This is a genomic window from Edaphobacter sp., assembly GCF_035532915.1.
In the GTDB taxonomy this organism is placed as follows: domain Bacteria; phylum Acidobacteriota; class Terriglobia; order Terriglobales; family Acidobacteriaceae; genus Edaphobacter.
Genome location: NZ_DATKQC010000179.1, coordinates 1 through 24,327 on the forward strand (window position 1 = coordinate 1; position 24,327 = coordinate 24,327).

The window sequence follows — 24,327 nt, forward strand, 5'->3', positions numbered from 1 at the left end:
AGGAGCTGTACTGGCTGCTTTAGAGGCGGGTGCCGTGCTTGAACAGAAGCGGTTTGAGGGGAACCTGGCTTATCTGACCGCACGAGGCCCAGCATCGCTTCTCAATCGGTTCAGCAGGTTTCGAGAGCGCCCATAACTAGCATAGGTCGCCTGAACGGGAGCGGAGGTGGTGTCCCAATCACGCGACCTATGTGACCCAGAATATAGGGTCCGGGTGGTATCTTTCAGTTTAGCCCCTTGGCAGTAAAAGTCAAAGGGGGATTTTGAGAAAAAGCGCTGCCTCCAATCGTTGCAACTTGTGCAGTTACGGAAGGGCTGGATTGTGAAGGGTTGGTTTGACACTGTTGCAAACGCTTTGCTAGAACTAGATGTATCGCATCCAGCAAGTTAGGCCACACACTCGACGTAGGTTGAACGATATAAGTGTGTGAACTCGGCTGCGAAGGAACCTCTGAACGGCTGCTGCGACCCCTATTCCATGGAAGACATACTTAACCAACTCGGTGAACTTGTGCTCGGCTCTGTGCCGACCATGGTCCTTTTTATTCTGCTGGTCATCGCCTACGGCCTGCTGGTACGCCGTCCTCTGGATCGCATTCTCGCTGAGCGGCGCAAGCGGACGACCGGTGCGGTCGAGCAGGCGCGCGGCGCCATCGCTGCTGCCGAGGCCGAGACCACCATATACGAGGACAAGCTGCGCAAGGCGAAGGCCGAGATCTTCCATGCCCGCGATCAGAAGCTGAAGCAGTGGAACGCAGAACGCGAGGCGGCCATCGAACAGGTTCGTCAAGCTACCCAGCAACGCATCCTCGCGGCAAAGCAGGAGATCGAACAGAGCGCAGCAGCAGCCAGACTGCAGATCGACGGCATGAGCGCCGAGCTCAGTTCTCGCATTCTCTCCGCGGTACTGCCCGCTGGCATCACGCAGCCGGAAGAGGTAGCTCAGTGATATCCGCTCGATTCTTTGCGATGAAAAAGCTTCTCCCTGCCCTGATTTTTGCGGCGCTGCTCTTTGCGCCCGTCTGCCATGCCGTCGCTCAGCAGTCGGCCAGCGTAGCCGCTGTCGATCCCAACGGCGGACGCTTGAGCACCCCCGAGGCGCAGTCTCCCGAGAAGAACCAGCAGGAGAAGGACGAGAACGACGAGTATCGGCACTCGGCCACGGTGCGCGCCCTGGGCGCGAAGCTGGGCATGAATGCCGAGCAGGCGGCGACCGCCTTTACCGTCACGAACTTTATAGTTCTTGCAATTTTGGTCGGCTGGTTCCTGCTCAAGACACTGCCGAAGACCTTCCGCGACCGCAGCTCCGCCATTCAGAAGCACCTGGTTGATGCCCGTACCGCGACCGAAGAGGCCAGCGCCCGCCTGAACAGCGTGGAGAGCCGCCTCGGCAAGCTCGACGAGCAGATTGCCGCCATGCGCGCCCAGGCAGAGAAAGATGCTGCCCTCGACGAACAGCGCATCAAGGCCGCTGTCGAAGAGGAGAAGCAGAAGATCCTCAGGTCGGCGGAGCAGGAGATCGCCTCCGCAACCGTTCACGCCCGCAAGCAGCTTCAGCAGTACGCAGCAGATCTCGCCATCGAGCAGGCCGCTCGCAAGCTGGTCGTTACCGCCGAGACGGACCGCCTGCTGGTGCAGGGCTTTGCCCGCCGTCTTACCGGCGACGAGACGAAGGGCGGCGAAAACTAATGTCTGCGCTCACTCTTCGCTACGCCCATGCCTTTGCCTCCGTGGCTGCGTCGAACCACCTTGACGCCAATGCTGCCCAGCAGCAGATGCGCGACTTCAGGGACACCTTCGCCGCCAGCCACGAGCTGCGCGAAGTGCTGATGAACCCTTCCATCCCCAATGAGCAGAAGTTGAAGGTCCTCGACGCCGTCTCCGGCCGCATCGGCATGATCCCGCAGGTGCGCAACTTCCTCGCCGTCATCATGGACCACCAGCGTCTCCCTGAGCTGGATGAAATTCTCACGGAGTATCACGAGATCGCCGACGAGCAGACGGGCGTTGCCGAAGCCGAGATCACCAGCGCGCATCCCCTGAACGACGAGGACCGCGCCCAGCTTGAGGCCCAGGTAGCCAGGGTGGCGGGGGGGCGCGTTCGCGCAACGTACCGTCAGGATGCTACATTGCTGGGCGGGGCTGTGGTGCGCATCGGGTCGACGGTCTACGACGGCTCGCTCCGGGGGCAGTTCCAGCAGCTGAAGCAAAAGCTGGCAAACGCCTGAGTTTCTCCTGCATTACACCAAAAATTTTGAGATGGAAACGAATCGAGTAGAAGGAAGACATGGCAAAGATTAAGGCTGATGAGATAACAGAGCTGCTTCGCCAGCAGATTGAGAACTATGAGCAGCGCATTCAGGTCGACGAAGTCGGCACGGTCATCTCGCTCGGCGACGGTATCGCCCGCGTTCACGGCCTCGACAAGGTCATGGCTGGCGAGCTGATCGAGTTCCCCCACGGCATAGCCGGTCTCGCGATGAACCTCGACGAGGACCAGGTCGGCGCCGTGCTGCTCGGCGACTACACCCAGATCAAGGAAGGCGACCAGGTCAAGCGGACCGGCCGCATCATGTCCGTGCCCGTCGGCGAGGCCCTCATCGGCCGCGTCGTCAACGCGCTGGGCGAGCCGATCGACGACAAGGGCCCCATCAACACCGACACGTACCTCCCCGTCGAGCGTCTCGCTCCCGGTGTCATCGACCGCCAGTCCGTGCGCGAGCCCATGGCAACCGGCATCAAGGCCATCGACACCATGATCCCCATCGGCCGTGGCCAGCGCGAGCTGCTGATCGGCGACCGCCAGACCGGCAAGACCGCCATCGCGCTCGACACCATCATCAACTCGGCGAAGAACAACCTCATCTGCATCTACTGCGCTATCGGGCAGAAGCGCTCGTCCGTCGCGCAGGTGGTGCAGACGCTTGAAGAGTATGGCGCGATGGCCTACACCATCGTCGTCGCCGCGACTGCCTCCGAACCAGCGCCGATGCAGTATCTGGCTCCCTTTGCCGCGACCGCCATGGGCGAGTACTTCCGCGACAGCGGCAAGCACGCCCTCATCATCTACGACGATCTCTCGAAGCACGCTGCCAGCTACCGCGAAATCTCGCTGCTGCTGCGCCGTCCGCCAGGCCGCGAAGCGTACCCCGGCGACGTCTTCTATCTCCACTCGCGTCTGCTCGAGCGCAGCTCCAAGGTCTCCGAAAAGCTCGGCGGCGGCTCGCTCACCGCGCTGCCCATCATCGAGACCCAGGCAGGCGATGTCTCGGCGTACATTCCGACCAACGTCATCTCGATCACCGACGGTCAGATCTTCCTTGAGACCGACCTCTTCAACTCGGGTGTGCGTCCCGCCGTCAACGTCGGCCTCTCGGTCTCGCGCGTCGGCTTCTCTGCCGCCACCAAGGCGACCAAGCAGGTCGGCGCCACGCTGAAGCTCGATCTCGCACAGTATCGCGAGCTTGCTGCCTTCGCGCAGTTCGGCTCCGACCTCGACAAGGTAACGCAGCAGCAGTTGAGCCGCGGCCAGCGTCTCACCGAGTTGCTCAAGCAGCCGCAATTTCAGCCGCTCTCGGCAGAGAAGCAGGTAGCTATCCTGTTCGCGGGAGTCAACGGCCTGCTGGATGACGTTGAGGTGAAGGACCTCCGTGCCTTCGAGGACGGCTTCTATCCGTATCTCGAATCAGCACAGGGCTCCATCCTCACCGACATCGCCACCAAGAAAGCGCTCGACGACGACCTCAAGGCTCGCCTCACAGCGGCCATCAAGGACTACAAGTCGAACTTCCTCGCCGGACTCAAAGACAAGAAAGAAGCGGTCGCGGCGAAATAAACCATGGCAAACGTCCTCGATTTACGGCGTCGCATCCGCAGTGTGAAGAACACGCGGCAGATCACCAAGGCCATGAAGATGGTGTCGGCGGCCAAGCTGCGCCGCGCACAGGAGCGGGCCATGCTGGCGCGGCCCTACGCGCAGATGCTGTCGAACGTGCTGGAGTCGCTGGTGCGCCGCACCGACCTCTACAATCCGCAGTCAGGCGAAGTCCTTAACGCGCTGCTGGTGGAACGCGAAGAGAAAAATGTCCTGGTCATCGTCGTTGCTGGCGACAAGGGTTTCGCCGGTGCCTTCAACTCCAACATCGTCAAGGCGGCGCAGGGCTTCATTGACTCCCGCCGCGCCGCAGGCCAGAACATCGACATCGAGCCGGTCGGACGCAAGGCGCGCGATATGTTCCGCAAGCGCTATCCGGCGGCCAACTACGAGAAGAAGGAAGAGCACTACGACAACGATCTTGCCACCCATTTCGAGGTGATCCGTCATCGTGGCGCTCCCATTGAAATCGCTGCCGACCATCCCACGCTTCTTCTCAAGATCGAAATCGACGAAGTTTCGGATATGGCCCGCTCCATCATCGACCGCTACACGCGTTCGGAGATCGACTCGGTCTACGTCGTCTATAACGAGTTCAAGTCGGTCATCTCGCAGCGTGTCGTCGTCGAAAAGCTGCTGCCCATCCGCAAGCTCGGCTCGCACGAGATCACCGTGGCCGAGGTGATGAGCGAAGAGCAGCGCGACGCTGCTGCCCATGCGGCGCGCACCTCCGGCATCACCATCACCGATCAGGGCGAATCGGCGCTCGAGGCTGAGGCCAAGAAGTTCGGCACCGCCGAGGTGGACTACATCTTCGATCAGGCGCCGGAGCGGTTGTTCCGTCACCTGATGCCACGCTACGTCACCACGCAGATCTTCCACGCGCTGCTGGAGTCGGTCGCGGCAGAGCACGCCGCCCGCATGACGGCGATGGATTCGGCAACCAACAACGCAGGCGATATGATCGATGCCCTCTCGCTCACCATGAACCGGGTGCGGCAGGCGGCGATCACCAAGGAAATTATTGAGATTGTGAGTGGCGCAGCCGCTCTGTAACTGACAGGCAATTTCTGGAAAACAGACCACTGCGAGACGAAAGAGACTTATGGCAGAGAACATTGGAAAAGTAATCTCGATCAGCGGCCCCGCCGTTGACGTTCAATTCGAAGAGGCGCACATGCCGCCCATCTTCCAGGCGCTGCGCATCGTCAGCGAGGGCTTCGACGTTCCCACCCCGCTCGACGTCGTCGTCGAGGTGCAGCAGCATCTTGGCGAAGGCCGCGTGCGCTGCATCGCGATGGTCGCCACTGAGGGCATGGTTCGCGGCATGAAGGCCATCGACACCGGTTCGGGCATCATGGTGCCGGTAGGCCGCGAGACGCTGGGCCGCGTGCTCAACGTGCTCGGCGAACCGGTCGACGAACTCGGCCCGGTCAACGCCAAGGTGCACATGCCGATTCACCGGCAGGCTCCCGCGTTCGATGAGCAGTCTACCAGCGAAGAGATGTTCGAGACCGGCATCAAGGTCGTCGACCTGATCCTGCCCTTTTTGAAGGGTGGAAAGGTTGGCCTGTTCGGCGGCGCTGGTGTCGGCAAGACCGTCGTCATTCAGGAACTCATCAACAACGTCGCCACCAAACACGGGGGCTTTTCCGTCTTCGCCGGTGTTGGTGAGCGGACTCGCGAGGGCAACGACCTCTGGTATGAGTTCCAGGAGTCCGGCGTTATCGACCTCAAGGACTTGCCGAAGTCCAAAGCGGCGCTGATTTATGGACAGATGACCGAGCCCCCAGGGGCGCGTCTTCGCGTCGCCCTCACCGGCCTCACCGTCGCCGAGCACTTCCGTGACGAAGAGGGTGCGGACACGCTGCTCTTCATCGACAACATCTTCCGCTTCACCCAGGCCGGTTCCGAGGTCTCCACGCTGCTCGGCCGTATGCCGTCGGCGGTGGGCTATCAGCCCAACCTCGCCACCGAGATGGGTGAGTTGCAGGAGCGCATCACTTCGACCAAGAAGGGCTCCATCACGTCTGTGCAGGCCGTCTACGTGCCCGCCGACGATATCACCGACCCGGCGCCTGCCACCACCTTCGCTCACCTCGACGCGACCATGCTGCTCTCGCGTCCTCTGTCGGAGCTCGGCATCTACCCCGCCGTCGATCCTCTGACTTCGACCTCGCGCATTCTTTCCGCGCGTATCGTCGGTCAGGAGCACTACGACGTGGCCCAGGGCGTCAAGAAGATCCTTCAGCGCTACAAGGACCTTCAGGACATCATCGCCATCCTCGGTATCGACGAACTGTCGGAAGAGGACAAGATCACCGTCGCTCGGGCACGTAAAGTCCAGCGCTTCCTGTCGCAACCCTTCCATGTTGCGGAAATCTTTACCGGCATCCCCGGCGCCTACGTCAAGGTCGAGGACACCATCCGCAGCTTCAAGGAGATCATCGAAGGCAAGCACGACGATATCCCCGAGCAGGCCTTCTACCTCAAGGGCGGCATCGAAGACGTGCTGGCCGCCGCAGAGAAGATGAAGCAGATCGCATAACCATGGCAGACACGAACACCAACTCGGGATTGTTGACGGTCAGACTGGTAACACCGGATCGCGTCCTGCTCGACGCAACGGCGAATGCGGTTGAACTGCCCTCGATGTCCGGCTATCTGGAGGCGCTCTATGGAGCTGCCCCCTTGCTTGCGGAACTTGGAGCAGGCGAAGTGCGCCTTCACGGTGGAAGCTCAGGCGACCAGAAGTTCTTCGTGGCCTGGGGCTTCGTCGAGGTGCTGCCGGAGCGTGTCACCATTCTGGCCGAAACCGCTCTTCACCCCGACGAGATCGACCGCAATGAAGCGCTGCAGGAGCTTCAGGAGGGCGAAAAGCTCTGGCAGGAGGCTGGCGACGAAGGCGACAAGTACGACGAGGCCAACGCCGTCACCCGCAAGGCAGAGGAGAAGCTGGCCTCAGCCGAAGGCAAGAGCCACTAACCAACTTCCAACTCAAAGTCTGAGGCCGCCCTTCGAGGCGGCCTTTGACTTTTAACCCTTGGCCAGAGACAGCAAAGCCCGGATCGCTCCGGGCTTCAGCTTCACAACTTTGTAGCTATTTCTTCCTGGCCTTGGTCTTTGCCGCAGGCTCGGGAGATTCGGGAGCCGTTTCAGCCTGTTGCCGCAGCGCATGAATGACGACGCGCAGCATCTCCTCTTCCGGCGCAGGCTTTCCCGTCCAGATCTCGAACTGCCTTGCCCCCTGCTGCACGAACATCTCAACCCCGGTAATGATCGGGATGCTCTGCTGCCTGGCCAGCCGGATCAGCGGAGTCTCAATCGGGTTGTAGACCAGGTCGAAGACCAGCTTCGTGTTCAGGTCCTTCGCTTCCAGCATCTGCGCGCCCTTTTGCCCGGCCATGCCGAGGGGGGTCGCGTTGATGATTACGTCGAACGTGGTCTTGGCCAGCGCCTCTTTCTTGATCGTCTTCGATCCCGACTGCCGCGCCAGCTTCTGTGCTGTCTCAGGGGTACGGTTGAGGATAAACACATCCGCGCCCTTGTCTCGAACGCCGAACACGGCAGCACGAGCAGCCCCGCCAGCTCCGAGGACCAAAACTTTAGCGCCACGTAGTGACAAGCGCTTCTCCAGAGGCCCGACAATACCGGCGACGTCGGTATTGAATCCATAGAGCTTTCCATCCTGCGCACGTAGAACGGTATTGCAGGCGCCGATCTTGGTCGAAAGCGGGTCGGTCTTCTCGAGGTGCGCCATGATCTCCTGCTTCAGGGGCATGGTCACGCTGAGGCCCTGAATGGGTATCTCATGGACGAGCTTGAGCAGATCGGCCAGCTTGTGGGTCTGAAGCGCAAGATAGACAGCATTCACCGTCTCACGGCGAAAGGCCGCATTCATCATGGCCGGTGAAAGGGAACTGCGAATCGGATTGCCTGCCACTCCATAGACCTTGGTGGCGGCATCGACCTGTTCGATGCGATAGGTATCGATCAGGGTGCGAGCGGCAATCTGGCCTGGGCCAGTCTCTTCGCCAGTGGTGGCGGCGGCAAAGGTAAAGGCGCTGCCAGCGCGGACACCAAGCACGCGCGAGATGATCCCCGCGTCTCCCATGCAGATGCCGATGATATTGGAGTGATCCTCCATGTGCTCGATAAAACGCATCAGGGTCACATTGTCGGTGAGGGTCCGGGCGGTGGGGACGATCTTGTAAAAATCAGGATGGAAGGGCTGGATACGCTGGTAGATGCCCTCGAGATCCTTCGTAGCGGAAAAGTCGTGATAGCTGACGATGATGGCGACGCCGGTATCGCGAAGCTTCTGGATGTCGGCTTTTTTCAGCGATTCTGCCGATTCAAGCTCGAGATCGACGATATGGAAGCCGCTGGTGGCTGCCTTGATAAGAATCTCAAGCTCGGCCGCGAGTGTGCCGGTAAACTTTCCGCCGTTGGCTGAGCGTCGACAGGTCGCAATGCCAGTGGCGGCAGTATTTTCGCTGAAAAAGTGCTTGAACTTCGGCAGGGCTGCGAGCGGCTTTTCGAGATAATCGAGGCGGAACTCGATGAAAGGTGTGTCTTTAACGACGGCGAGGGCTTTTTCAAGCATTTCGGCGGGCGTGGTGCCAGTAATGGCGACGCAAACTTTGCCGATGCGGGAGCGGATAAATTGAGGGGCTACTGTGGGCACATTCACTCTCATGTCTACAATCGCGGTATATTACAGTGCGATGGGGCAGGATGCAACTTTTGTTGAAAGAAAAAGGAGTTATGCTTGTCTCTTGCTGCTAAGTTGGACGCGGGAAACGGGAAAAAGTTGCGATTATGAACATTGTAAACAAAGGGCTTATGTCAGGGGTAGAGCGTGTGCCAGCGTGGGGTTCTTACGCGTGGCTGCGGCATGGCTTCAGCACCCGCGACGGTGGAGTTTCGACCGTCTACGGAGGAGGCTCCTTGAACCTCGGGTGGACCAAGGATGATGATCCGGCGCTGGTGACTGAGAACCGGAGGCGGTTTCTGGCGGCGTGTCAGGAAGGCTCCCCGTTTCAGGCGGTTACGGTAAGGCAGGTACACTCTGCGTCGATTCGGACAATCAGAGAAGAAGACGGTGTCTTCGAAGAGAAACTGCAGACTGCGGATGGCAAAGCCGTGCTGGAGGGAGACGGTGCCGTGACCAATCTGCCGGGGGTGATGCTGGGAGTTCAGACGGCAGACTGCGTCCCGGTACTGATTGCCGACGTGAGCAAGCGGGCGGTGGCGGCGATTCACGCAGGCTGGAGGGGCACAGTGGCGCGGATTGTGGAGCAGGGGATCGCTACGATGCGAGAGGAGTATGGATCGCGCCCTGAGGATTTGGTGGCTGCTGTGGGGCCTTCCATTGGGGCGTGCTGCTATGCGGTTGGGCAGGAGGTGCGGTCTGAGTTTGGCTCGCTGTTTGGATATGCGGACGCGTTGTTCAGAACGATGGATGGCGGACAGATGCGCCTCGATCTCTGGGAGGCGAACCGACGGCAGTTGCTCGATGCGGGAGTTCCGGCGGATAAGGTTACGGTGATTGGAGAGTGTACGGCGTGCGCGCTCTCCCATGGAGAGAGGAAGTACTTCTCGCACCGCGCCGAGCATGGGTTTACCGGGCGCATGATGAGTGTGATTGGGGTGGTGGGGTAGAAGACGACGCGCAAGCAGACTCGCGGGAATCAAAATGACAATCTGCTGACAATGCGATGACATTCATGGATTGAACGCGAGCCTACTCTAGGGGCGTGACGCCGGGATTGCTGGACGGTAGCACCCATTCGGCTCACAAGGAGACTCTCCATGAATAGCTTTCATAAGGCTCAGTATGCCGGTGCGTCAGCCGTAGTGGGCTTGGCGCTTGCCTTCGCGCTTTTTGGACAGGTTGCGGAGGCGCAGACAACACAGCACTATAAACAGACGAATTTGACCTCGAATCAGGCATCGCTGGCCCCGATTATGGATGGCGGCCTGGTGAACTCGTGGGGCCTTGCACGCAGTTCGACGAGCCCATGGTGGGTGGCTGACAACGGAACCGGATTATCAACGCTCTACAACGCCACGGGAGAGAAGCAGGGGCTTGTGGTGACCATCCCCTCGGGCGACACCCAGACGCCGACGGGCACGCCGACTGGCACAGTATTCAATGGGGACAGCTCAGCCTTTATGCTCGCTCCGGGAAAAGCTGCTGTCTTCCTGTTCGTCACCGAAGATGGAACGATCTCCGGCTGGAGCCCCGGAGTCAGCATGAGTCGGGCTGTGATTGTAGTGAACCACAAGAGCGCTTCGGTTTTTAAGGGGGTGACGATCGCGACCGTGCAGACGAAGAGCGGGCCCCAGACCTATCTGTATGCGGCGGACTTTCGCCAGGGCCGGGTCGAGGTCTTCGATTCAACCTTCAAGCCGGTGCAACTGCAGGGGGACAGGGACGACGACTGGGACAGCTTTAACCATGAGCGGGGTGAGAGCGGGGACGCCGGTAACTTTGAAGATCCACGTCTACCCAGGGGTTACGCGCCGTTCAATGTGCAGAACATAGGAGGGAATATCTATGTGGCCTTCGCAAAGCAGGATGGTGCCAAGCATGACGAGCTACATGGTGCCGGAATGGGGTTTGTGGACGTATTCTCGCCACGCGGGAGGCTGCTGGGACGGTTGCAGCCGGGAGCATGGTTCAACGCACCCTGGGGTCTGGCGCTGGCTTCGAGCGACTTTGGCGCATACAGCCACGACGTTCTGGTTGCGCAGTTCGGAAGCGGGATGATTCTGGCGTTCGATCCTGTCACGGGCAAGTTCAAAGGGATGCTCACCGGCACGGACAACAATCCGATTCACATCGATGGACTATGGGCAATCGCCTTTGGCAACGATGCGAGCGCGGGACCGGCTACGTCACTGTACTTCACGGCCGGGCCGGACGACGAGGCGAATGGCCTGTTGGGGACTCTGACGGCGGTCGAGAATGTGCAGGGGAACGACCAGTAGGAAGAACATGGTGCCCGGCTCTCGCCGGGCATCGTGATTGGCTGAAGAGCCGCCTTGGTCGAAATGACGGTTGGTGGGGCTGTAAAGACAATGACAACAACGGATGACAAGGGGGACTTCTGGAGGCCCAGAGGTGGGGAGGCTGGCGCGTCTTGCTGTTAGAGAGGAAGAGGGGTTGGTATACTTAAGGGCTACCGTGGTCACGGCGAGCTTGTGTTGCGGTTGATGTCTAGGCGACTGTGTTCTATGTGTCTACGTGTCTGTGTTTATGTGTCCTTGCAGGCCGCTGCGCGCGGTGAGTGGCCTTGCGGAATAGGTTTTGGATGAGCAACTTTCTTGAGACGATTCACTCCCCAGCCGATGTAAAAAAGCTGACGATTCCGCAACTGACGGAGTTGGCGGAAGAGATTCGTGAACGCCTGATCGTCGGGGTCGCCAAGACAGGCGGCCATATCGGGCCGAATCTTGGCGTGGTCGAGCTGACGCTGGCGATGCACTATGTCTTCGATACTCCGAAGGACAGCTTTGTCTTCGATGTGAGCCACCAGGCCTATGTCCACAAGCTGCTGACGGGGCGGCAGAAGCTGTTTGATACGATTCGGCAGCCGGGCGGCCTGAACGGCTTTATGCTGCGCACCGAGAGCGAGCACGACAGCTACGGCGCGGGCCATGCCGGGACGGCGTTGAGTGCGGCACTGGGGATGGCGGTGGCGCGGGACATGTCCGGCGGCAAGGAACATATCATCGCGCTGGCCGGGGATGCGGCGTTTACGAATGGTATTTCGTTTGAAGCACTAAATAACATCGCCGCGCAGACGCGACGGATGATCATCGTGCTGAACGACAACGCCTGGTCGATCGACAAGAACGTCGGCGCCATCGCGGAGTACTTCCACAAAATCGTGACCAATCCGACCGTATCGAGCCTGCATGACCGGGCCGCTGGCCTGCTCGAAAAATATGGCGGCAAGACCGCGCGGCACGTCGTCCGCAAGGCCGAGGAGGCCGCCAAGGGGCTGATCGGGCCGGGCATGTTGTTCGAAGAGTTCGGGCTGAGCTACTTTGGGCCGCTCGATGGACACAACCTGCCGCTGCTGATCGAGACCTTCAAATTTCTGAAGACCCAGAATCGTCCGGTTGTGCTTCATGCGATTACGCAGAAGGGGCGTGGATTTCAGCCTGCGCTGGAGAAGCAGAAGAAGTTCCATGGGCTGGGGCCGTATGACGCGGAGACGGGCGAGACCAAGTCGGCGGGGCAGAAAACCTACTCCGAGATATTTGCCGAGTCACTGACGAAGCTCGCGGATGGCAATGAGAAAGTCGTCGCCATTACGGCGGCGATGCCGAACGGAACGGCGCTCGATCTGTTCCGGCCATATCACCCGAAGCGCTACTTCGACGTCGGCATCGCGGAAGAACATGCCGTGATCTTTGCGGCAGGAATGGCCACCAAGGGATATAAGCCCTTCTGCGCGATCTACTCGACTTTTTTACAGCGGGCGTTCGATCCGATTGTGCATGACGTCTGCTTGCAGAACCTGCCGGTAGTCTTCTGCATGGACCGGGGCGGACTGAGCGGCGATGACGGCCCCACGCATCATGGCCTGTTCGACATCAGCTATCTTCGCAGCGTGCCCAACCTCATCCACATGGTTCCCAAGGACGAGGACGAGCTGGCCGACATGATGTACACGGCGATGCTGCACGAGGGGCCGTCGGCGATCCGTTATCCGCGAGGAACGGGGCCGGGTACGGCGGTCAAGGCGCAGCCGGTGGCATTGGAGATCGGCAAGGCTGAGGTCATTCGGGATTTTGGTCGTGCCGATATCGCCATCTTTGGTTTGGGCGCGATGCTGCCGGAGGCGGTGCGACTGGCCGAGATGCTGGAGCGGGAAGGGTTCTCGGCCGCGGTAATCAACCCGCGGTTCGCCAAGCCGATCGACCGGGAGTGTGTCGCGAAGTTTGGCGACCGCTGCGGACTTCTGATAACGCTCGAAGACCATGTGCTGGCGGGAGGGTTCGGTTCTGCCGTGCTGGAGACGCTGAATGGGCTTGAGGTGCAGGTCCCGGTGGTGCGCGTGGGCTGGCCGGATGAGTTCATCGAGCACGGCAAGGTCGAGGCGCTGCGGGCGAAGTACGGCCTGACCGCCGAGGCTGCGCTCGAGAAGGCGAGACCTTATCTCATCAAGATGATGGAGCAGATTCTGGCGAAGCACTCGTAGATTTTTCGTCTGTGAGAAGCGATGGGCCGCTGGACGCCGCCCATCGCTTTTTTATGCGAGTGCCTGCATTCAGAGCAGCTCGCGGGTGCGTCGGTGCCGAAAGTCGAAGGTGCTGCGGAGCTGCCGCGCGATGAGCGGCTGGGCCAGATCGCCTAATTTCCCTAAAGGAAGCTGATATTGAACTTCATCCTCGATCAGGGTTCCGGGGACCGCCGCGCCGGATTCGCCGATGCGAGTCTCCGGAGTGATCTTGTGAGTGTGGTGCCACGCCGCGAAGGGGCCGCGGAGTTGGATATCGGAGAAGTGTGCGTTCCATACGAAGGAATCAATTTCGGCTTCCCAGCGAAGACGAACGGGCGAGAAAGGGAAGGGGCGAAAGCTTAAGGTGAGGCGTGTGCCTGCACCGGCCGCGAGCGTGGAGAAGATCTCGGTCAGTGCCGATGTCGTCAGCGGCGGGGACGGCGGGACGATGATGGCCTTCTCGATACGAGCCTGCTGCCAGGATGGCATGAGCCGAGGCAGGTTCGCAGGATTGGCAAAGAAGGCAAAGACAAGCTCTGCCGGAAGTGGAAGCCATTGCTGGGAGTGAAAGGTGTGCATTCGTCGCTGGTCGTTTCGGGGCCTAGTGTAGTGGATGCAAAAAACGAGGTGCCCGTTTGGGGGCACCTCAGAAGTGCAGTTGAACGAACTTGTGCTTGTGATTTAGCTGGGCATGAGAACGGTGTCGATGACGTGAATGACTCCGTTGGACTGGAATACATCGGCGGTGGTGACGGTAGCGGTGCCGCCCTTGGCATCGGTGAGCATGATCTTGCCATCGGACATGGTGGCAGTAAGGTCTTCACCCTGCACGGCCTTCAGCATGGCTTTGCCATTGCCTTTTTTGATCATCTTCATGAGCTGCTTGGAGCTGATGCGGCCGGGAACGACGTGATAGGTGAGTATCTTGACAAGGGTATCCTTGTTTTCGGGCTTGACGAGGTTGTCGAGGGTTCCGGCGGGTAGCTTGTCGAAGGCCTCGTTGGTGGGCGCGAAGACGGTGAAGGGGCCGGGGCCGTTGAGAGTATCGACCAGGCCTGCAGCCTTGACGGCAGCGACGAGCGTGGTGTGAATCGGCGAGTTGACCGCGTTCTCGACGATGGTCTTCTGGGGGGACATGGCTGCGCCGCCGACGTCGGGGTCCTTCATCTGTGCCGATGCGCTGAAAGAGGTGATAGCCAGGGCTGCTACGGCGATGGTGGCGAGGATTGTCTTCTTCATGGGTATTGTCCTTTGTCGTTCTGAGTTTCTAAATCTCGTCCCTTGCTTCGGGTGTTCATTAGCATCTACGTCGGCTGAGGTGGAGTGGATTGCCGCTATTTTGAGAGGGGAGTGTTAAAGCTGCGCGGGGCACGTTGACAATTGCGGTGTGCCACCGTCAACTGGAAATCAGATGGCAACGCAAAGCGAATCCGCGCAGCGACAACCGGCGACGGTGCAAAGACAGGCGCAGCACAAGGCGCATGATCGCGGCTTGTTGCTGATCGGCCTGTTCAAGCTGGGGAAGTCGATCCTGTTTTTCTGCATCGGTGTGGGCGCGATTCATCTGCTGCACAAGGACCTTGGCGACGTGGTGATGCGGGTGGCCATGGCCTTGAAGTTTGACCCGGAGAGCCGGTTTGTTGGGTTGCTGTTGAACAAGGTCGACCTGATCGACATGCACCGGCTGAAGCTGATCAGCCTGGGGACGTTCGCTTATTCGGTGGTAGCACTGACAGAAGGCGTGGGGCTGGTATTGGAGAAGGTGTGGGCGGAATACCTGACCCTGACCCTGACCATCTCATTTCTCCCATGGGAGCTGTATGAGCTGGCGCGACGTCCGAATTGGTTTCGCTTGAGCCTGCTGCTCATCAATCTGGCAGTGCTTGCGTATCTCGTATGGTTGTTGCGGCGGAAGAAGTCGGTTGCCTCGAAGATAGAGATGTAACCGGGAAACTAGAGATTTACCGGTTACATGCTTAAGGTTGTAACCGGTAAAAGTAAGTTTTAGAGGTTACTTCGCTTTTAGTTCGCCTAGCAGATGCATTTTGGGTCTGCAAGTAGCGTCCTCGGCATGAACCAGCCATACCAACACTATATGTAGTGGTCGACTTATCAGCATATACAAATGGCTGAGTTTTCCACATTCCATTGTGGGAAATGCAGTATTTTGCGCAATTTAGTGCTTTACAGCAGGGGGTCACTGGGTAAGGATGGTGGAGCGGAGTGGTAGAAAGTGGAGTAAATGGGATGAACCTGAGCACGATCTAAGGGAATTCTACTCCGCTGGGCCGCTTCAGAAAGAGATTTAGCTGGGCCTGTATCGAGGTTGATATGTTTCGCGGAAATCACCCAACACGCGTTGACGAGAAAGGCAGATTGAAGCTGCCTGCTGAGTTCAAGCGCCGTGTGGATGAACTGTATGGGCCGCAGTTCTATATCACCAGCAAGGATGGGAAGCGGGCTGAGATCTATCCGCTGAAGGAGTGGGAAAAGATCGAGGAGAAGCTGGCCGCGATCCCTTCCATGAACCCGGCAAAGAAGAAGTTTCTGGACGTGACCAACTATTACGGCCAGATGGCAGAGATGGACGCACAGGGCCGTTTGCTGGTTCCGCAGTTGCTGCGGGAGACGGCGAAGGTGACGGGCGAGGTGGTTGTGTTCGGCGTACAGACGTTCCTTGAAGTGGTCAATCACGATCTGTTCAAGGCTGAGATGGATGCAGCCCCGATGACGGAAGCGGACCAGATGGCGTTGTCAGAGTTTGGATTGTAGGCAGAGATGGATGAGTCTCCCCAGGGAGAGCGCGTGGTGCGGAAACAGCAACATGTGCCGGTTCTTTTAGATGAAGCTTTGCAGTATTTGAATGTGCGGCCCGGCGGCGTTTATGTAGACGCGACGCTGGGGCTGGCTGGGCACTCTTCGGCGATTGCGAAGAGGCTGGGCGCGAAGGGCAGGTTGATCTGCTTTGACCGCGACCCGCAGGCGATGGAGGCAGCCAAGGCGAGGCTCGAAGAAGTGAGAGCCGAGATTGGCAGCGAGATGCCGGAGGTGATTTTTGAGCCGAGGGCGTTTTCGGAGGCTTCGAGCCTGATTGAGCCAGGAAGTCTGGATGGCCTGCTCGCTGATTTTGGCGTGAGCAGCCTGCAACTGGACGAGGCGCACAGAGGATTCAGCTTTCGGTCGGATGGCCCACTGGATATGCGGATGGATACGCGCAGTGGGGAGACGGCCGAGCAAGTGGTAAATCAGGAGGACGAAAACGAGCTCGCCGACCTGATTTACGAATTCGGAGAGGAAAGGAGGTCGCGGAGAATCGCCAGAGCCATTGTGAGGGCCCGGCCGATTACAACGACGGCGGAGTTAGCCAGAGTGGTATCGGCCGCGGCCCCATCAATGAAAGGCGACAAGATTCATCCCGCTACACGGACCTTTCAGGCGCTTCGGATTCGAGTGAATGATGAGCTGGGAGAGATCAGGACGCTGCTTAAGAGCGCGCCATCTCTGCTGAAGCCGGGAGGAAGGCTGGTATTGATCAGCTTCCACTCGTTGGAGGACCGGCTGGTGAAGGATGCGTTCCGTGAGGCTGGCCGGGACAAGGTGTTTGAGGTTTTGACGAAGAAGCCGGTTGTGGCCGGTGAGCAGGAAGAGTTGAGAAACCCGCGAGCAAGAAGCGCAAAGATGCGGGCGGCGGAGAAGATTTCGTAACAGGTTTAGTTGCTTGTTTGGGAGGACGATGCCAGATGGGTAACGGCAAGTGATCGGGTCGGGGTTGTCCCACCTTCTTTCAGGCGAAAGACAACTTGTAACAAAAAGTCCCTTCCTTCAAATAGCAACCCCGGCCCGGTTCGTACGTTTTGAAGAGATGGCAAAGAATTCAGCCCGGACATAAACACTCCGGGCAGGCAAGAGTATAAGAGGTGCGCTATGGCAGCAACGGCGATGGCAGGACAACAGATCGAGATGATGGGAACGCGACGGCAGTCGCAGGGACGCGCGGCGACCCTGGCCGAGCGCAATCGTGAGCTGTATGAGGCGCAACGGAGAGCGCGGCGGGGACCTACGCCCGAGGTTTTTTTCACCAAGCACATCGACAACAGCCGCATTGTGAAGGCTGACGACCCGGAGCGGAAGCGCGAGATGCGCACCTTCGCCGCGGTGACGAGCATTTTGTTCGTGCTGGTGATGGTCTATGTGTGGCAGCACTTCTCGGCGATCGAGATGGGTTACAACATTGAGGCGCAGAAGGTGCAGGTCGAACATCTGAGCGAGCAGAACCGGCAGCTTCGGCTGTCGGAGGCCGAGTTGACCGATCCTGAACGAATCGACCGGATCGCCAAGCAGCTTGGTCTGGACGCTCCTCAGCCTGGCCAGGTGGTACGGCAGGATGGAAGCGATTCGAATGCTCCGGTGCTGGCACAGTCCCATGCTCCCCGGTTTATTGGGCAATAGGTAGAATAGAAGTAAGGTGTAGATCGGCCCGGGAGTTGAGAGAAGCATGAAGCAGGCGCCACGGCAGACGTTGACGGCTCCGATACGGAGAATCCGTTTCGTCTACGTGACGCTTTTTTTCTGTTTCTGGGCCGCTGTGGTGGTGCTTCGGCTGGGGTGGGTGCAGATTGTGCGGCACTCCGAATTTGTGCACCGCGCGGCACAGCAGCAGCAGCGGACGTTTGAGGTCGCTCCCCGGCGCGGCATGCTGTACGACCGCAATCTGCGCGAACTGGCGATGACGGTGCTGGTGGACAGCGTGTATGCGGTGCCGTCGGAGCTGGGAGATAACAAGGAGAATGCAGCGCAGATGTTGTCGGCGATCGTGCACTCCGATCCGCAAGACAGCTATACCTCCGAGAAGCGGATGCTGGGCCGGTTCAATGCGTCGAGGAATTTTGCCTGGGTGGCGAGGAAGCTCGATCCGGAGACGGCAAATCGCGTACGCGAGCTGAACCTGAAGGGCGTCTATTTTCAGAAAGAGTTCAAGCGGTTCTATCCGAACAACGATCTGGCGGCGCAGGTACTGGGCTATGTGGGTACGGACGACGAGGGGTTGGGCGGCCTGGAGCTTGAGTTCGACGATGACATGCATGGTACGCCGGGACACATGCTGACTGCGCTGGACGCGAAGCGGCATGTGCTGGGCAGCGAAGAGAGCCAGCCGTTACCAGGCGAGAACCTTGTGCTCACCATCGACGCGAATATTCAGTACATGGCCGAGCGGGCGCTGGATGCGCAGATGGCGAAGGTCAAGGCGCTGCATGGCACCGTGGTGGTACAGGACCCGCACACGGGACAGATTCTCGCGTTGGCTATCTCTCCGCGATTCAATCCGAATGATTCCCGGCATATGCTGCCCGGTTCTTTGACCGATCTGGCGGTGAGCGATGTGTACGAGCCCGGCTCGACGTTCAAGCTGGTGACGTACTCGGCGGCACTTGACGGGGCGGGTGTGGAACCGACGGACATCGTGGATTGCCAGGGCGGCCAGATGACGATGTATGGACGCACGCTGCATGATGACGTCTCAGACCGCGGGTTGGGCAAGATAACGGTGCAGTACGCTCTGGAGCGGTCGAGCGACGTAGGCGCGGCAAAGATGGCGTTGAAGCTGGGACCGGAAAAGTTTTATCACTATATGAAGGCGTATGGCTTTGGCGAGCGCAGCGGGATTGAGCTGCCGAGCGAAACACGCGGGCTGTTGCGGCCGCCGAACCGATGGGGTTCGACCAGCATTTTGTCGATGGCGATTGGGCAGGAGGTTGCTGTAACGCCGATTCAGCTGGTGACCATGGTGAGCACGATTGCGAATGGCGGCATGTATCTGCCGCCACACATTCTGATCAACTCGACCAATGCGATGAAGGGGGACCCGCGGCTTAAGCCGGTTGCCTTTCATCCGGAAAATGAGCTGCCTGATCCTCTGCCGGACGGAGCGCATCGCGTGATCTCGGAGCTGACCTCGGCGAAGATGCGCAAGATGATGCAGGCAATCGTAGTCGAAGGTACGGGCAAGGCTGCCGCGCTGAATGGATACAGCTCTGCCGGAAAGACGGGTACGGCACAGAAGATCGATCCGGAAACACATACGTATTCGCACACAAAACTGGTTGCGAGCTTTGCCGGATTCGCTCCGGTGAGCAATCCTGCTATCTCAGTAACGGTGGTGATCGATAATCCGACGGCCGGCCCTAGCAAGTACGGAGCAGCAGTGAGCGCGCCGGTCTTTGCCGAAGTGGCGCAACAGGTTCTGGAGTATCTTGGTGTACCGCACGATCAGCCGCTGATGCAGAAGAAGGATGTGAAATCGCTCCCGGAGAAGGATTTGGCGGATGACGCTCCGGACAACAGCACTGCGGATTTGAGGGCAATGTTTGATGATGCGAATAATCTGCCGGCGGATGATCCGCTGCGGAACCCAGCAGCTGTTGTTGCGCCGCCGACGATTGCGGACGACAGAGCGGCTGTTTCAACAGCGACGGCTTCTGATAAGGACAAGTCAAAGGGATCAAATGGCGTGATGGACCTGCTGCCGGCAAAGGTACTGTCGGCTTTCAAGGCAAGCGGGGGGACGAGTTCTTCGATGCCCGATACTGCGGCTGGGGAGGCGACTCATCTGACGCCAGCGCCACCAGCCCAGACGAAGAGTGGCCGCGGCGTTCTGGTGGATGCGAGCAAGCGCGTAGCGGTACCGTCATTCGAAGGCGCGGGACTACGTGGCGCGATAGAGCGTGCGGATGCGGTGGGGCTGCGCGTGAAGCCGGTGGGCAGCGGGCTGGCGCGGGAGCAGGTTCCCGTGGCGGGAACGATGGTGCCCAGCGGGACCGAGATTGTGGTTCGGTTTACGCGGTAAAGAAAATAAAGCAGAACATGCTTTGATTGCCCCCGGCTTTAGAATCGGACTATGCGGTGGACGGATGTTATAGCGAATGTCGGGGCGGTGGAGAGCGCGGGTGCGCCGGTTGAGATTACCGGCGTTGAGTATGACTCGCGAAGAGTAGGGCGCGGTGATGTGTTCGTTGCCATGCGTGGTGGAGCTACGGACGGGAATCACTATATAGAGACGGCGATCGCGGAGGGCGCGGCGGCTGTAGTGACGGATTCGCGTGAGGCCTATGAGGCTTTGCGACGAAATCATGCTTCGACTGGCGCGGCGTTGGTGGAGCATGGTCGGCGAGCGCTTGCCGAGGCAAGTGCGGCGGTGATGGGGCATCCCGAGCGGCAGTTGGCATTGAGTGCTGTGACCGGCACGAATGGGAAGACGACGACGGCGTTTCTGCTGGAGGCGATGCTGCGCAGGGTGCAGCGGAAGTGCGTGCTGATTGGGACGATTGAGACCCATGTGGGCGATGAGGTACGAGTGTCTCCGCATACGACGCCGGAGTCTCGCGATGTGCTGGAGATTTTTGCCGATGGGGTGAAGGCCGGTGCTACCGAGGCCGTGATGGAGATGTCGAGCCATGCGCTGAAGCAGGAACGGGTTTGGGGTTTGCCTGTCGATGTGGCCATCTTTACCAACCTGACGCAGGACCATCTGGATTATCACGAAACGATGGAGGCTTATTTTGCGGCGAAGGCACGATTGTTTGCCGGGGTAGGCGCGCCGCCTGCCCGGGTCGCTGTGTTGAATGCGGATGACTCTTATGGTGAGCGCCTGGCGGCTGACGTGGGGCGATCGCAGGTGTTGCGTTATGGGATGGAGAGCAAAGGCGAGTTCCGTGCCGAATCGGTGCGAATGCTTGCCGGGGAGACGCGGTTTCGGATGGTGACGCCTGTGGGTGCGGTTGAGATGCGATCGCCGTTGACGGGCCGGGTCAATGTCTACAACCTGCTTGCGGCGAGCGCGTCGGCGTGGGCTCGTGGATTGATGCTGGACGAGATTGTTGCAGGAGCAGCCTCGGGTGCGCAGGTGCCGGGACGGTTTGAGGTGGTGCCTGCGGGAGATACGGGCATTATGGTGGTGGTGGATTATGCCCATACGGACGATGCCCTGCGTAATTTGATCGCGCTGGGACGCGAGTTAGTGAAGGACCGCGGCGGCCGGGTCATCACGCTTTTTGGTTGTGGTGGAGATAGAGACCGGACGAAGCGGCCACGGATGGGGAGGGTTGCGGGCGAGGGGAGTGATCTGGTGGTATTGACCAGCGACAATCCGCGCAGCGAAGGGCCGATGGGGATTATCGAAGAGGCGCTGGCGGGTGTCACTGCGACAGGTACAACGTGCATCGTAGAAGAAGACCGCGCGGGAGCGATTGAGATTGCGATTCGTTCGGCGAAAGCTGGAGACATTGTGCTGCTGGCAGGCAAAGGCCATGAGAAGGTGCAGATTCTGCACGACGGAACCGTGCCGTTTGACGACGTAGCCGTGGCTGCCGGAGTTTTAAGGGAGATTGCATGAAACTAACATTGGGTCAGGTTGCAGATTGGATTCACGCGGACGGGGAGTTCGATACCTCTGCGGAGGCGTTGGGGTATTCGATCGATTCGCGGACGATTGGGGCTGGCGATCTTTTCTTTGCTGTAAAGGGCGAGCGGTTGGATGGGCATGAGTATGTCCAGGCGGCGCTTGCCGATGGCGCGGTTGCGGCGGTGGTCAGCAATCGGTGGGTAGTGCCTGCGGAGGTGGATGAGACGAAATTGCTGCGGGTCTCCGACTGCGACGATTGCGTATTGACGGCGCTGCAGAAGTTAGCCAATGCAGTGCGGCGGCAGTGGGGGGGGCGGGTAATCGGTGTGACGGGGTCGGCAGGGAAGACCACCACGAAAGATGCTGTGGCGCATGTGCTCTCGGCGCGATTTAAGGTACTGAAGTCGCAGGGAAATTTGAACAATGGATTTGGGCTGCCGTTGCAGTTGATGAAGCTGGAGCGGGAGCATGAGGTCGCGGTCATCGAGATGGGGATGAACCATGCTGGAGAGATTGCGGCGCTGGCGAGGATTGCGGAGCCGGATTGGGCGGTGGTCTCGAATGTTGGCCCGGTGCACCTTGAGTTTTTTCCGGATGGAATTGAGGGCATTGCGCGGGCGAAGTACGAGTTGATTGAGGCGCTCCCTGCGGATGGGGTAGCGGTACTGAACTTCGACGATAACTATGTTGCGTCCTTTGGGAGAGGGTTGGGAGAACGGGCGGTCTTCTATGGGCTGAACGAGGGGGCAGAGGTACGCGCTGTGCACGTGGCAGAAGTGGGCGCGGAGGGCGTTGTGTTTACGGTAGAGGTGCAGGGAGAACGCGCCAGCGTACAGCTGCGAATGCTGGGGCGGCATAACGTTCCTAATGCTCTGGCGGCGATTGCGACAGGGCTGCGAAGCGGCATGGCGCTTGCCGAATGTGCAGCCGCAGTGGGAGAGTTGCGAGCGGGAGACAAGCGTGGCGAGGTGGTTCACTGGCGCGGCGCAACGCTCATCAATGATTGTTACAATTCCAATCCGCGTGCGCTGGACGCGATGGTCGATGCCTTGATGGCGATGCCGGGCGAGCGGCACATCGTGGTAGCCGGAGAGATGCTGGAACTGGGGCCGGAGGGTGAGGCGCTGCACGCAGCCTGTGGGCAGCGGATGGCGGAGCGTGGCGTGACCACGGTGATTGGTGTGCGTGGTGCGGCGGAGGCATTGGTCAGGGCTGCTCGTGAAGGCGGCGTGGATGCGGAGTTTGTGGCGGACGCGGATGCGGCTGGGAAGTGGTTGCAAGCAAACGTGCGTGCGGAAGATGCTGTGTTGTTAAAGGCATCGCGTGGAGTGAAGCTGGAGCGGGCTTTAGCGGTGCTGATGTCATAACATTCAGATCGGAGACGGAATGCGCCTTGGTTCGCGACGGAAAATGCGCGCGGCGAGAGGGCGTACGCCTGTTAAGATAGCGATGAGTTTGCGGCCGGACCTGAGCGCCGCCAATCCTGACTGTGATTTGAAGGCGGAGACGTTTTGCTCTATTGGCTGCTCTATCAGAAGCTATTTCCTTACTTTCGCATCTTCCGCATCTTCCGCTACCTCACGTTTCGTACGGTCTGCGGAAGTCTGACGGCGCTGCTGATCGGCCTGTTGATCGGGCCGTATGTCATTGAGAAGCTGCGCGAGTTTCAGATCGGGCAGTACATCCGCGAAGAGGGGCCGCAGTCGCACCAGAAGAAGAGCGGCACGCCCACGATGGGCGGCGTCCTGATCCTGATATCGATTCTGGTACCGACGTTTCTGTGGTCCGATTTGTCGAATCCGCTGGTATGGCTGGTGATGATGTCGACGCTGCTCTTTGGCGCAATCGGATTTGCGGACGATTACATCAAGGTGGTGCATCGCAGGAACCAGGGACTGACGGCGTGGGCCAAGCTGGGATTGCAGCTTCTGGTAAGCGGCGGCGTGGCCGTGGTGCTGGTGGGGCTGGAGACGCATGGCAACTATTCGACCCGGCTGATGGTGCCGTTCGCGAAGCGCTTTCGTCCTGATCTGGTGATCGACAGCCTGTTGCACATGCCGCATCTCTGGTGGCTGGCGTATGTGGGTTTTGTCGTCTTCGTGATGATTGTGATTGCGGGCTCGAGCAATGCGGTGAATCTTACCGATGGCTTGGATGGCCTGGCGATTGGCTGCACCATTATTGCGGCAGGCGCGCTGACGGTGCTGACCTATGTGAGCGGACATGTGGTCTTTGCCGATTATCTGGAGTTGCAGCGGATGCCGCTGGTGAGCGAGTTGACCGTGTTTTGCGGGGCCATGGTGGGTGGGAGTATCGGGTTCCTTTGGTACAACGCTCATCCGGCGGAGATCTTTATGGGGGACGTGGGAAGTCTCGCGCTGGGCGGGGCGATCGGCACGGTGGCTGTGGTCATTAAGCAGGAACTGTTGCTGCCATTTATCGGTGGGGTGTTTATTCTGGAGGCAGTGAGCGTGATGCTCCAGGTTGGGAGCTACAAGCTGCGAAATGGGAAACGCATCTTCAAGATGGCTCCGCTGCATCATCACTTTGAGCTGATGGGGTGGTCGGAGTCGAAGGTGATTGCGCGGTTCTGGATTATGGCGCTGGTGTTTGCGCTGTTTGCTTTGACTACGTTGAAGTTACGCTGATTAAGAGATTGGAAAAGTTATGGAACTGAAGAATAAGCGGGTTTTGGTGGTGGGGTTGGGTAAGAGCGGGCTGTCGTCTGCGCTGTTTTTGCGTGCGCAGGGAGCGCGGGTAACGGTCAGCGATACGCGAAGCGCTGAGGCGCTGGCGAAGGAGATTCCTGCGCTGCT

The 24,327-nt window shown here is 59.5% G+C and carries 22 protein-coding genes; 19 read left to right on the plus strand and 3 right to left on the minus strand.

Annotated elements, in window-relative coordinates; translation table 11 throughout:
* The first annotated feature begins 427 nt into the window (after positions 1-427).
* Genes VMU57_RS08630 through atpC form a run of 7 tightly spaced genes read left to right on the plus strand, consistent with a single transcriptional unit; the run spans position 428 to position 6,859 of the window.
* Positions 428-949 carry an ATP synthase F0 subunit B gene (locus VMU57_RS08630; RefSeq protein ID WP_325382458.1) on the plus strand — a complete coding sequence of 174 codons (522 nt, stop codon included), beginning with the start codon at positions 428-430 and terminating at the stop codon, positions 947-949.
* Positions 950-969: 20 nt separating this feature from the next.
* Positions 970-1,689 carry an ATP synthase F0 subunit B gene (locus tag VMU57_RS08635; protein ID WP_325382460.1) on the plus strand — a complete coding sequence of 240 codons (720 nt, stop codon included), beginning with the start codon at positions 970-972 and terminating at the stop codon, positions 1,687-1,689.
* Positions 1,689-2,228, plus strand: coding sequence for an ATP synthase F1 subunit delta (gene atpH / locus VMU57_RS08640; protein ID WP_325382462.1), 540 nt, complete (start codon positions 1,689-1,691; stop codon positions 2,226-2,228). Before VMU57_RS08635 ends, atpH begins: the two co-directional genes overlap by 1 nt.
* Positions 2,229-2,287: 59 nt before the next feature.
* Positions 2,288-3,835 (plus strand): F0F1 ATP synthase subunit alpha, encoded by a 1,548-nt coding sequence (gene atpA, locus VMU57_RS08645; RefSeq protein WP_325382464.1) that lies wholly within the window; start codon positions 2,288-2,290, stop codon positions 3,833-3,835.
* Positions 3,836-3,838: 3 nt separating this feature from the next.
* Positions 3,839-4,930 (plus strand): FoF1 ATP synthase subunit gamma, encoded by a 1,092-nt coding sequence (locus VMU57_RS08650; protein WP_325382466.1) that lies wholly within the window; start codon positions 3,839-3,841, stop codon positions 4,928-4,930.
* A 49-nt stretch (positions 4,931-4,979) separates the two neighbouring features.
* Positions 4,980-6,422: a F0F1 ATP synthase subunit beta gene (atpD, locus tag VMU57_RS08655; RefSeq protein ID WP_325382468.1), complete on the plus strand. Its 1,443-nt coding sequence runs from the start codon at positions 4,980-4,982 to the stop codon at positions 6,420-6,422.
* Between the two features lie 2 nt (positions 6,423-6,424).
* Positions 6,425-6,859 carry an ATP synthase F1 subunit epsilon gene (gene atpC / locus VMU57_RS08660; protein WP_325382470.1) on the plus strand — a complete coding sequence of 145 codons (435 nt, stop codon included), beginning with the start codon at positions 6,425-6,427 and terminating at the stop codon, positions 6,857-6,859.
* Between the two features lie 115 nt (positions 6,860-6,974).
* Here the strand turns inward: atpC and aroE are convergent, their stop codons facing one another.
* Positions 6,975-8,561, minus strand: a complete 1,587-nt coding sequence (gene aroE / locus VMU57_RS08665) for a shikimate dehydrogenase (protein WP_325382472.1) — start codon at positions 8,559-8,561, stop codon at positions 6,975-6,977.
* Between the two features lie 134 nt (positions 8,562-8,695).
* Between aroE and pgeF the strand changes: the two genes are divergently transcribed.
* From pgeF to dxs, 3 genes are all read left to right on the plus strand, one after another.
* Positions 8,696-9,538 (plus strand): peptidoglycan editing factor PgeF, encoded by an 843-nt coding sequence (gene pgeF / locus VMU57_RS08670; RefSeq protein ID WP_325382474.1) that lies wholly within the window; start codon positions 8,696-8,698, stop codon positions 9,536-9,538.
* Between the two features lie 150 nt (positions 9,539-9,688).
* Positions 9,689-10,870, plus strand: a complete 1,182-nt coding sequence (locus tag VMU57_RS08675) for a TIGR03118 family protein (RefSeq protein ID WP_325382476.1) — start codon at positions 9,689-9,691, stop codon at positions 10,868-10,870.
* Positions 10,871-11,193: 323 nt separating this feature from the next.
* The gene (gene dxs, locus VMU57_RS08680; RefSeq protein WP_325382478.1) at positions 11,194-13,092 is read left to right on the plus strand and encodes a 1-deoxy-D-xylulose-5-phosphate synthase; all 1,899 of its coding nucleotides are present in this window, start codon (positions 11,194-11,196) and stop codon (positions 13,090-13,092) included.
* Between the two features lie 69 nt (positions 13,093-13,161).
* Here dxs and VMU57_RS08685 read toward each other — a convergent pair whose 3' ends face one another.
* Both VMU57_RS08685 and VMU57_RS08690 read right to left on the minus strand, forming a co-directional pair.
* Positions 13,162-13,692, minus strand: coding sequence for an SRPBCC family protein (locus VMU57_RS08685; protein WP_325382480.1), 531 nt, complete (start codon positions 13,690-13,692; stop codon positions 13,162-13,164).
* A 102-nt stretch (positions 13,693-13,794) separates the two neighbouring features.
* Entirely contained in the window at positions 13,795-14,352 is a 558-nt protein-coding gene (locus tag VMU57_RS08690) for a fasciclin domain-containing protein (protein WP_325382482.1), read from the minus strand.
* A 172-nt stretch (positions 14,353-14,524) separates the two neighbouring features.
* On the opposite strand from VMU57_RS08690, the gene VMU57_RS08695 reads away from it, so the two are divergent.
* The 9 genes from VMU57_RS08695 to VMU57_RS08735 form a co-directional block, all read left to right on the plus strand.
* A complete protein-coding gene (locus VMU57_RS08695) occupies positions 14,525-15,058 on the plus strand; it encodes a DUF2127 domain-containing protein (protein ID WP_325382485.1) in 534 nt (177 codons plus the stop codon).
* A gap of 386 nt (positions 15,059-15,444) precedes the next feature.
* Positions 15,445-15,885, plus strand: a complete 441-nt coding sequence (locus VMU57_RS08700) for a division/cell wall cluster transcriptional repressor MraZ (RefSeq protein ID WP_158909523.1) — start codon at positions 15,445-15,447, stop codon at positions 15,883-15,885.
* Positions 15,886-15,891: 6 nt separating this feature from the next.
* Positions 15,892-16,818, plus strand: a complete 927-nt coding sequence (gene rsmH / locus VMU57_RS08705) for a 16S rRNA (cytosine(1402)-N(4))-methyltransferase RsmH (RefSeq protein ID WP_414648619.1) — start codon at positions 15,892-15,894, stop codon at positions 16,816-16,818.
* 219 nt (positions 16,819-17,037) lie between these two features.
* Positions 17,038-17,562: a cell division protein FtsL gene (locus tag VMU57_RS08710; protein ID WP_325382487.1), complete on the plus strand. Its 525-nt coding sequence runs from the start codon at positions 17,038-17,040 to the stop codon at positions 17,560-17,562.
* Between the two features lie 46 nt (positions 17,563-17,608).
* Positions 17,609-19,957: a penicillin-binding transpeptidase domain-containing protein gene (locus VMU57_RS08715; RefSeq protein WP_325382489.1), complete on the plus strand. Its 2,349-nt coding sequence runs from the start codon at positions 17,609-17,611 to the stop codon at positions 19,955-19,957.
* A 51-nt stretch (positions 19,958-20,008) separates the two neighbouring features.
* Positions 20,009-21,502, plus strand: coding sequence for a UDP-N-acetylmuramoyl-L-alanyl-D-glutamate--2,6-diaminopimelate ligase (locus tag VMU57_RS08720; protein WP_325382491.1), 1,494 nt, complete (start codon positions 20,009-20,011; stop codon positions 21,500-21,502).
* Positions 21,499-22,878, plus strand: coding sequence for a UDP-N-acetylmuramoyl-tripeptide--D-alanyl-D-alanine ligase (locus VMU57_RS08725; protein ID WP_325382493.1), 1,380 nt, complete (start codon positions 21,499-21,501; stop codon positions 22,876-22,878). Before VMU57_RS08720 ends, VMU57_RS08725 begins: the two co-directional genes overlap by 4 nt.
* Positions 22,879-23,022: 144 nt before the next feature.
* On the plus strand, positions 23,023-24,159 hold the full coding sequence (gene mraY, locus VMU57_RS08730) for a phospho-N-acetylmuramoyl-pentapeptide-transferase (protein ID WP_325382495.1): 1,137 nt from the start codon (positions 23,023-23,025) through the stop codon (positions 24,157-24,159).
* A 19-nt stretch (positions 24,160-24,178) separates the two neighbouring features.
* Positions 24,179-24,327 (plus strand): NAD(P)-dependent oxidoreductase (locus VMU57_RS08735; protein WP_325382499.1); only part of this gene is annotated, 149 nt, incomplete at its 3' end.

Excerpts from the sequence above, each read along its gene's own strand:
- VMU57_RS08635 (WP_325382460.1), top strand. The coding sequence starts at position 970 with ATGAAAAAGCTTCTCCCTGCCCTGATTTTTGCGGCGCTGCTCTTTGCG.
- atpH (WP_325382462.1), top strand. The coding sequence starts at position 1,689 with ATGTCTGCGCTCACTCTTCGCTACGCCCATGCCTTTGCCTCCGTGGCT.
- atpA (WP_325382464.1), top strand. The coding sequence starts at position 2,288 with ATGGCAAAGATTAAGGCTGATGAGATAACAGAGCTGCTTCGCCAGCAG.
- VMU57_RS08650 (WP_325382466.1), top strand. The coding sequence starts at position 3,839 with ATGGCAAACGTCCTCGATTTACGGCGTCGCATCCGCAGTGTGAAGAAC.
- atpD (WP_325382468.1), top strand. The coding sequence starts at position 4,980 with ATGGCAGAGAACATTGGAAAAGTAATCTCGATCAGCGGCCCCGCCGTT.
- atpC (WP_325382470.1), top strand. The coding sequence starts at position 6,425 with ATGGCAGACACGAACACCAACTCGGGATTGTTGACGGTCAGACTGGTA.
- pgeF (WP_325382474.1), top strand. The coding sequence starts at position 8,696 with ATGAACATTGTAAACAAAGGGCTTATGTCAGGGGTAGAGCGTGTGCCA.
- VMU57_RS08675 (WP_325382476.1), top strand. The coding sequence starts at position 9,689 with ATGAATAGCTTTCATAAGGCTCAGTATGCCGGTGCGTCAGCCGTAGTG.
- dxs (WP_325382478.1), top strand. The coding sequence starts at position 11,194 with ATGAGCAACTTTCTTGAGACGATTCACTCCCCAGCCGATGTAAAAAAG.
- VMU57_RS08685 (WP_325382480.1), bottom strand. The coding sequence starts at position 13,692 with ATGCACACCTTTCACTCCCAGCAATGGCTTCCACTTCCGGCAGAGCTT.
- VMU57_RS08690 (WP_325382482.1), bottom strand. The coding sequence starts at position 14,352 with ATGAAGAAGACAATCCTCGCCACCATCGCCGTAGCAGCCCTGGCTATC.
- VMU57_RS08695 (WP_325382485.1), top strand. The coding sequence starts at position 14,525 with ATGGCAACGCAAAGCGAATCCGCGCAGCGACAACCGGCGACGGTGCAA.
- VMU57_RS08700 (WP_158909523.1), top strand. The coding sequence starts at position 15,445 with ATGTTTCGCGGAAATCACCCAACACGCGTTGACGAGAAAGGCAGATTG.
- rsmH (WP_414648619.1), top strand. The coding sequence starts at position 15,892 with ATGGATGAGTCTCCCCAGGGAGAGCGCGTGGTGCGGAAACAGCAACAT.
- VMU57_RS08710 (WP_325382487.1), top strand. The coding sequence starts at position 17,038 with ATGGCAGCAACGGCGATGGCAGGACAACAGATCGAGATGATGGGAACG.
- VMU57_RS08715 (WP_325382489.1), top strand. The coding sequence starts at position 17,609 with ATGAAGCAGGCGCCACGGCAGACGTTGACGGCTCCGATACGGAGAATC.
- VMU57_RS08720 (WP_325382491.1), top strand. The coding sequence starts at position 20,009 with ATGCGGTGGACGGATGTTATAGCGAATGTCGGGGCGGTGGAGAGCGCG.
- VMU57_RS08725 (WP_325382493.1), top strand. The coding sequence starts at position 21,499 with ATGAAACTAACATTGGGTCAGGTTGCAGATTGGATTCACGCGGACGGG.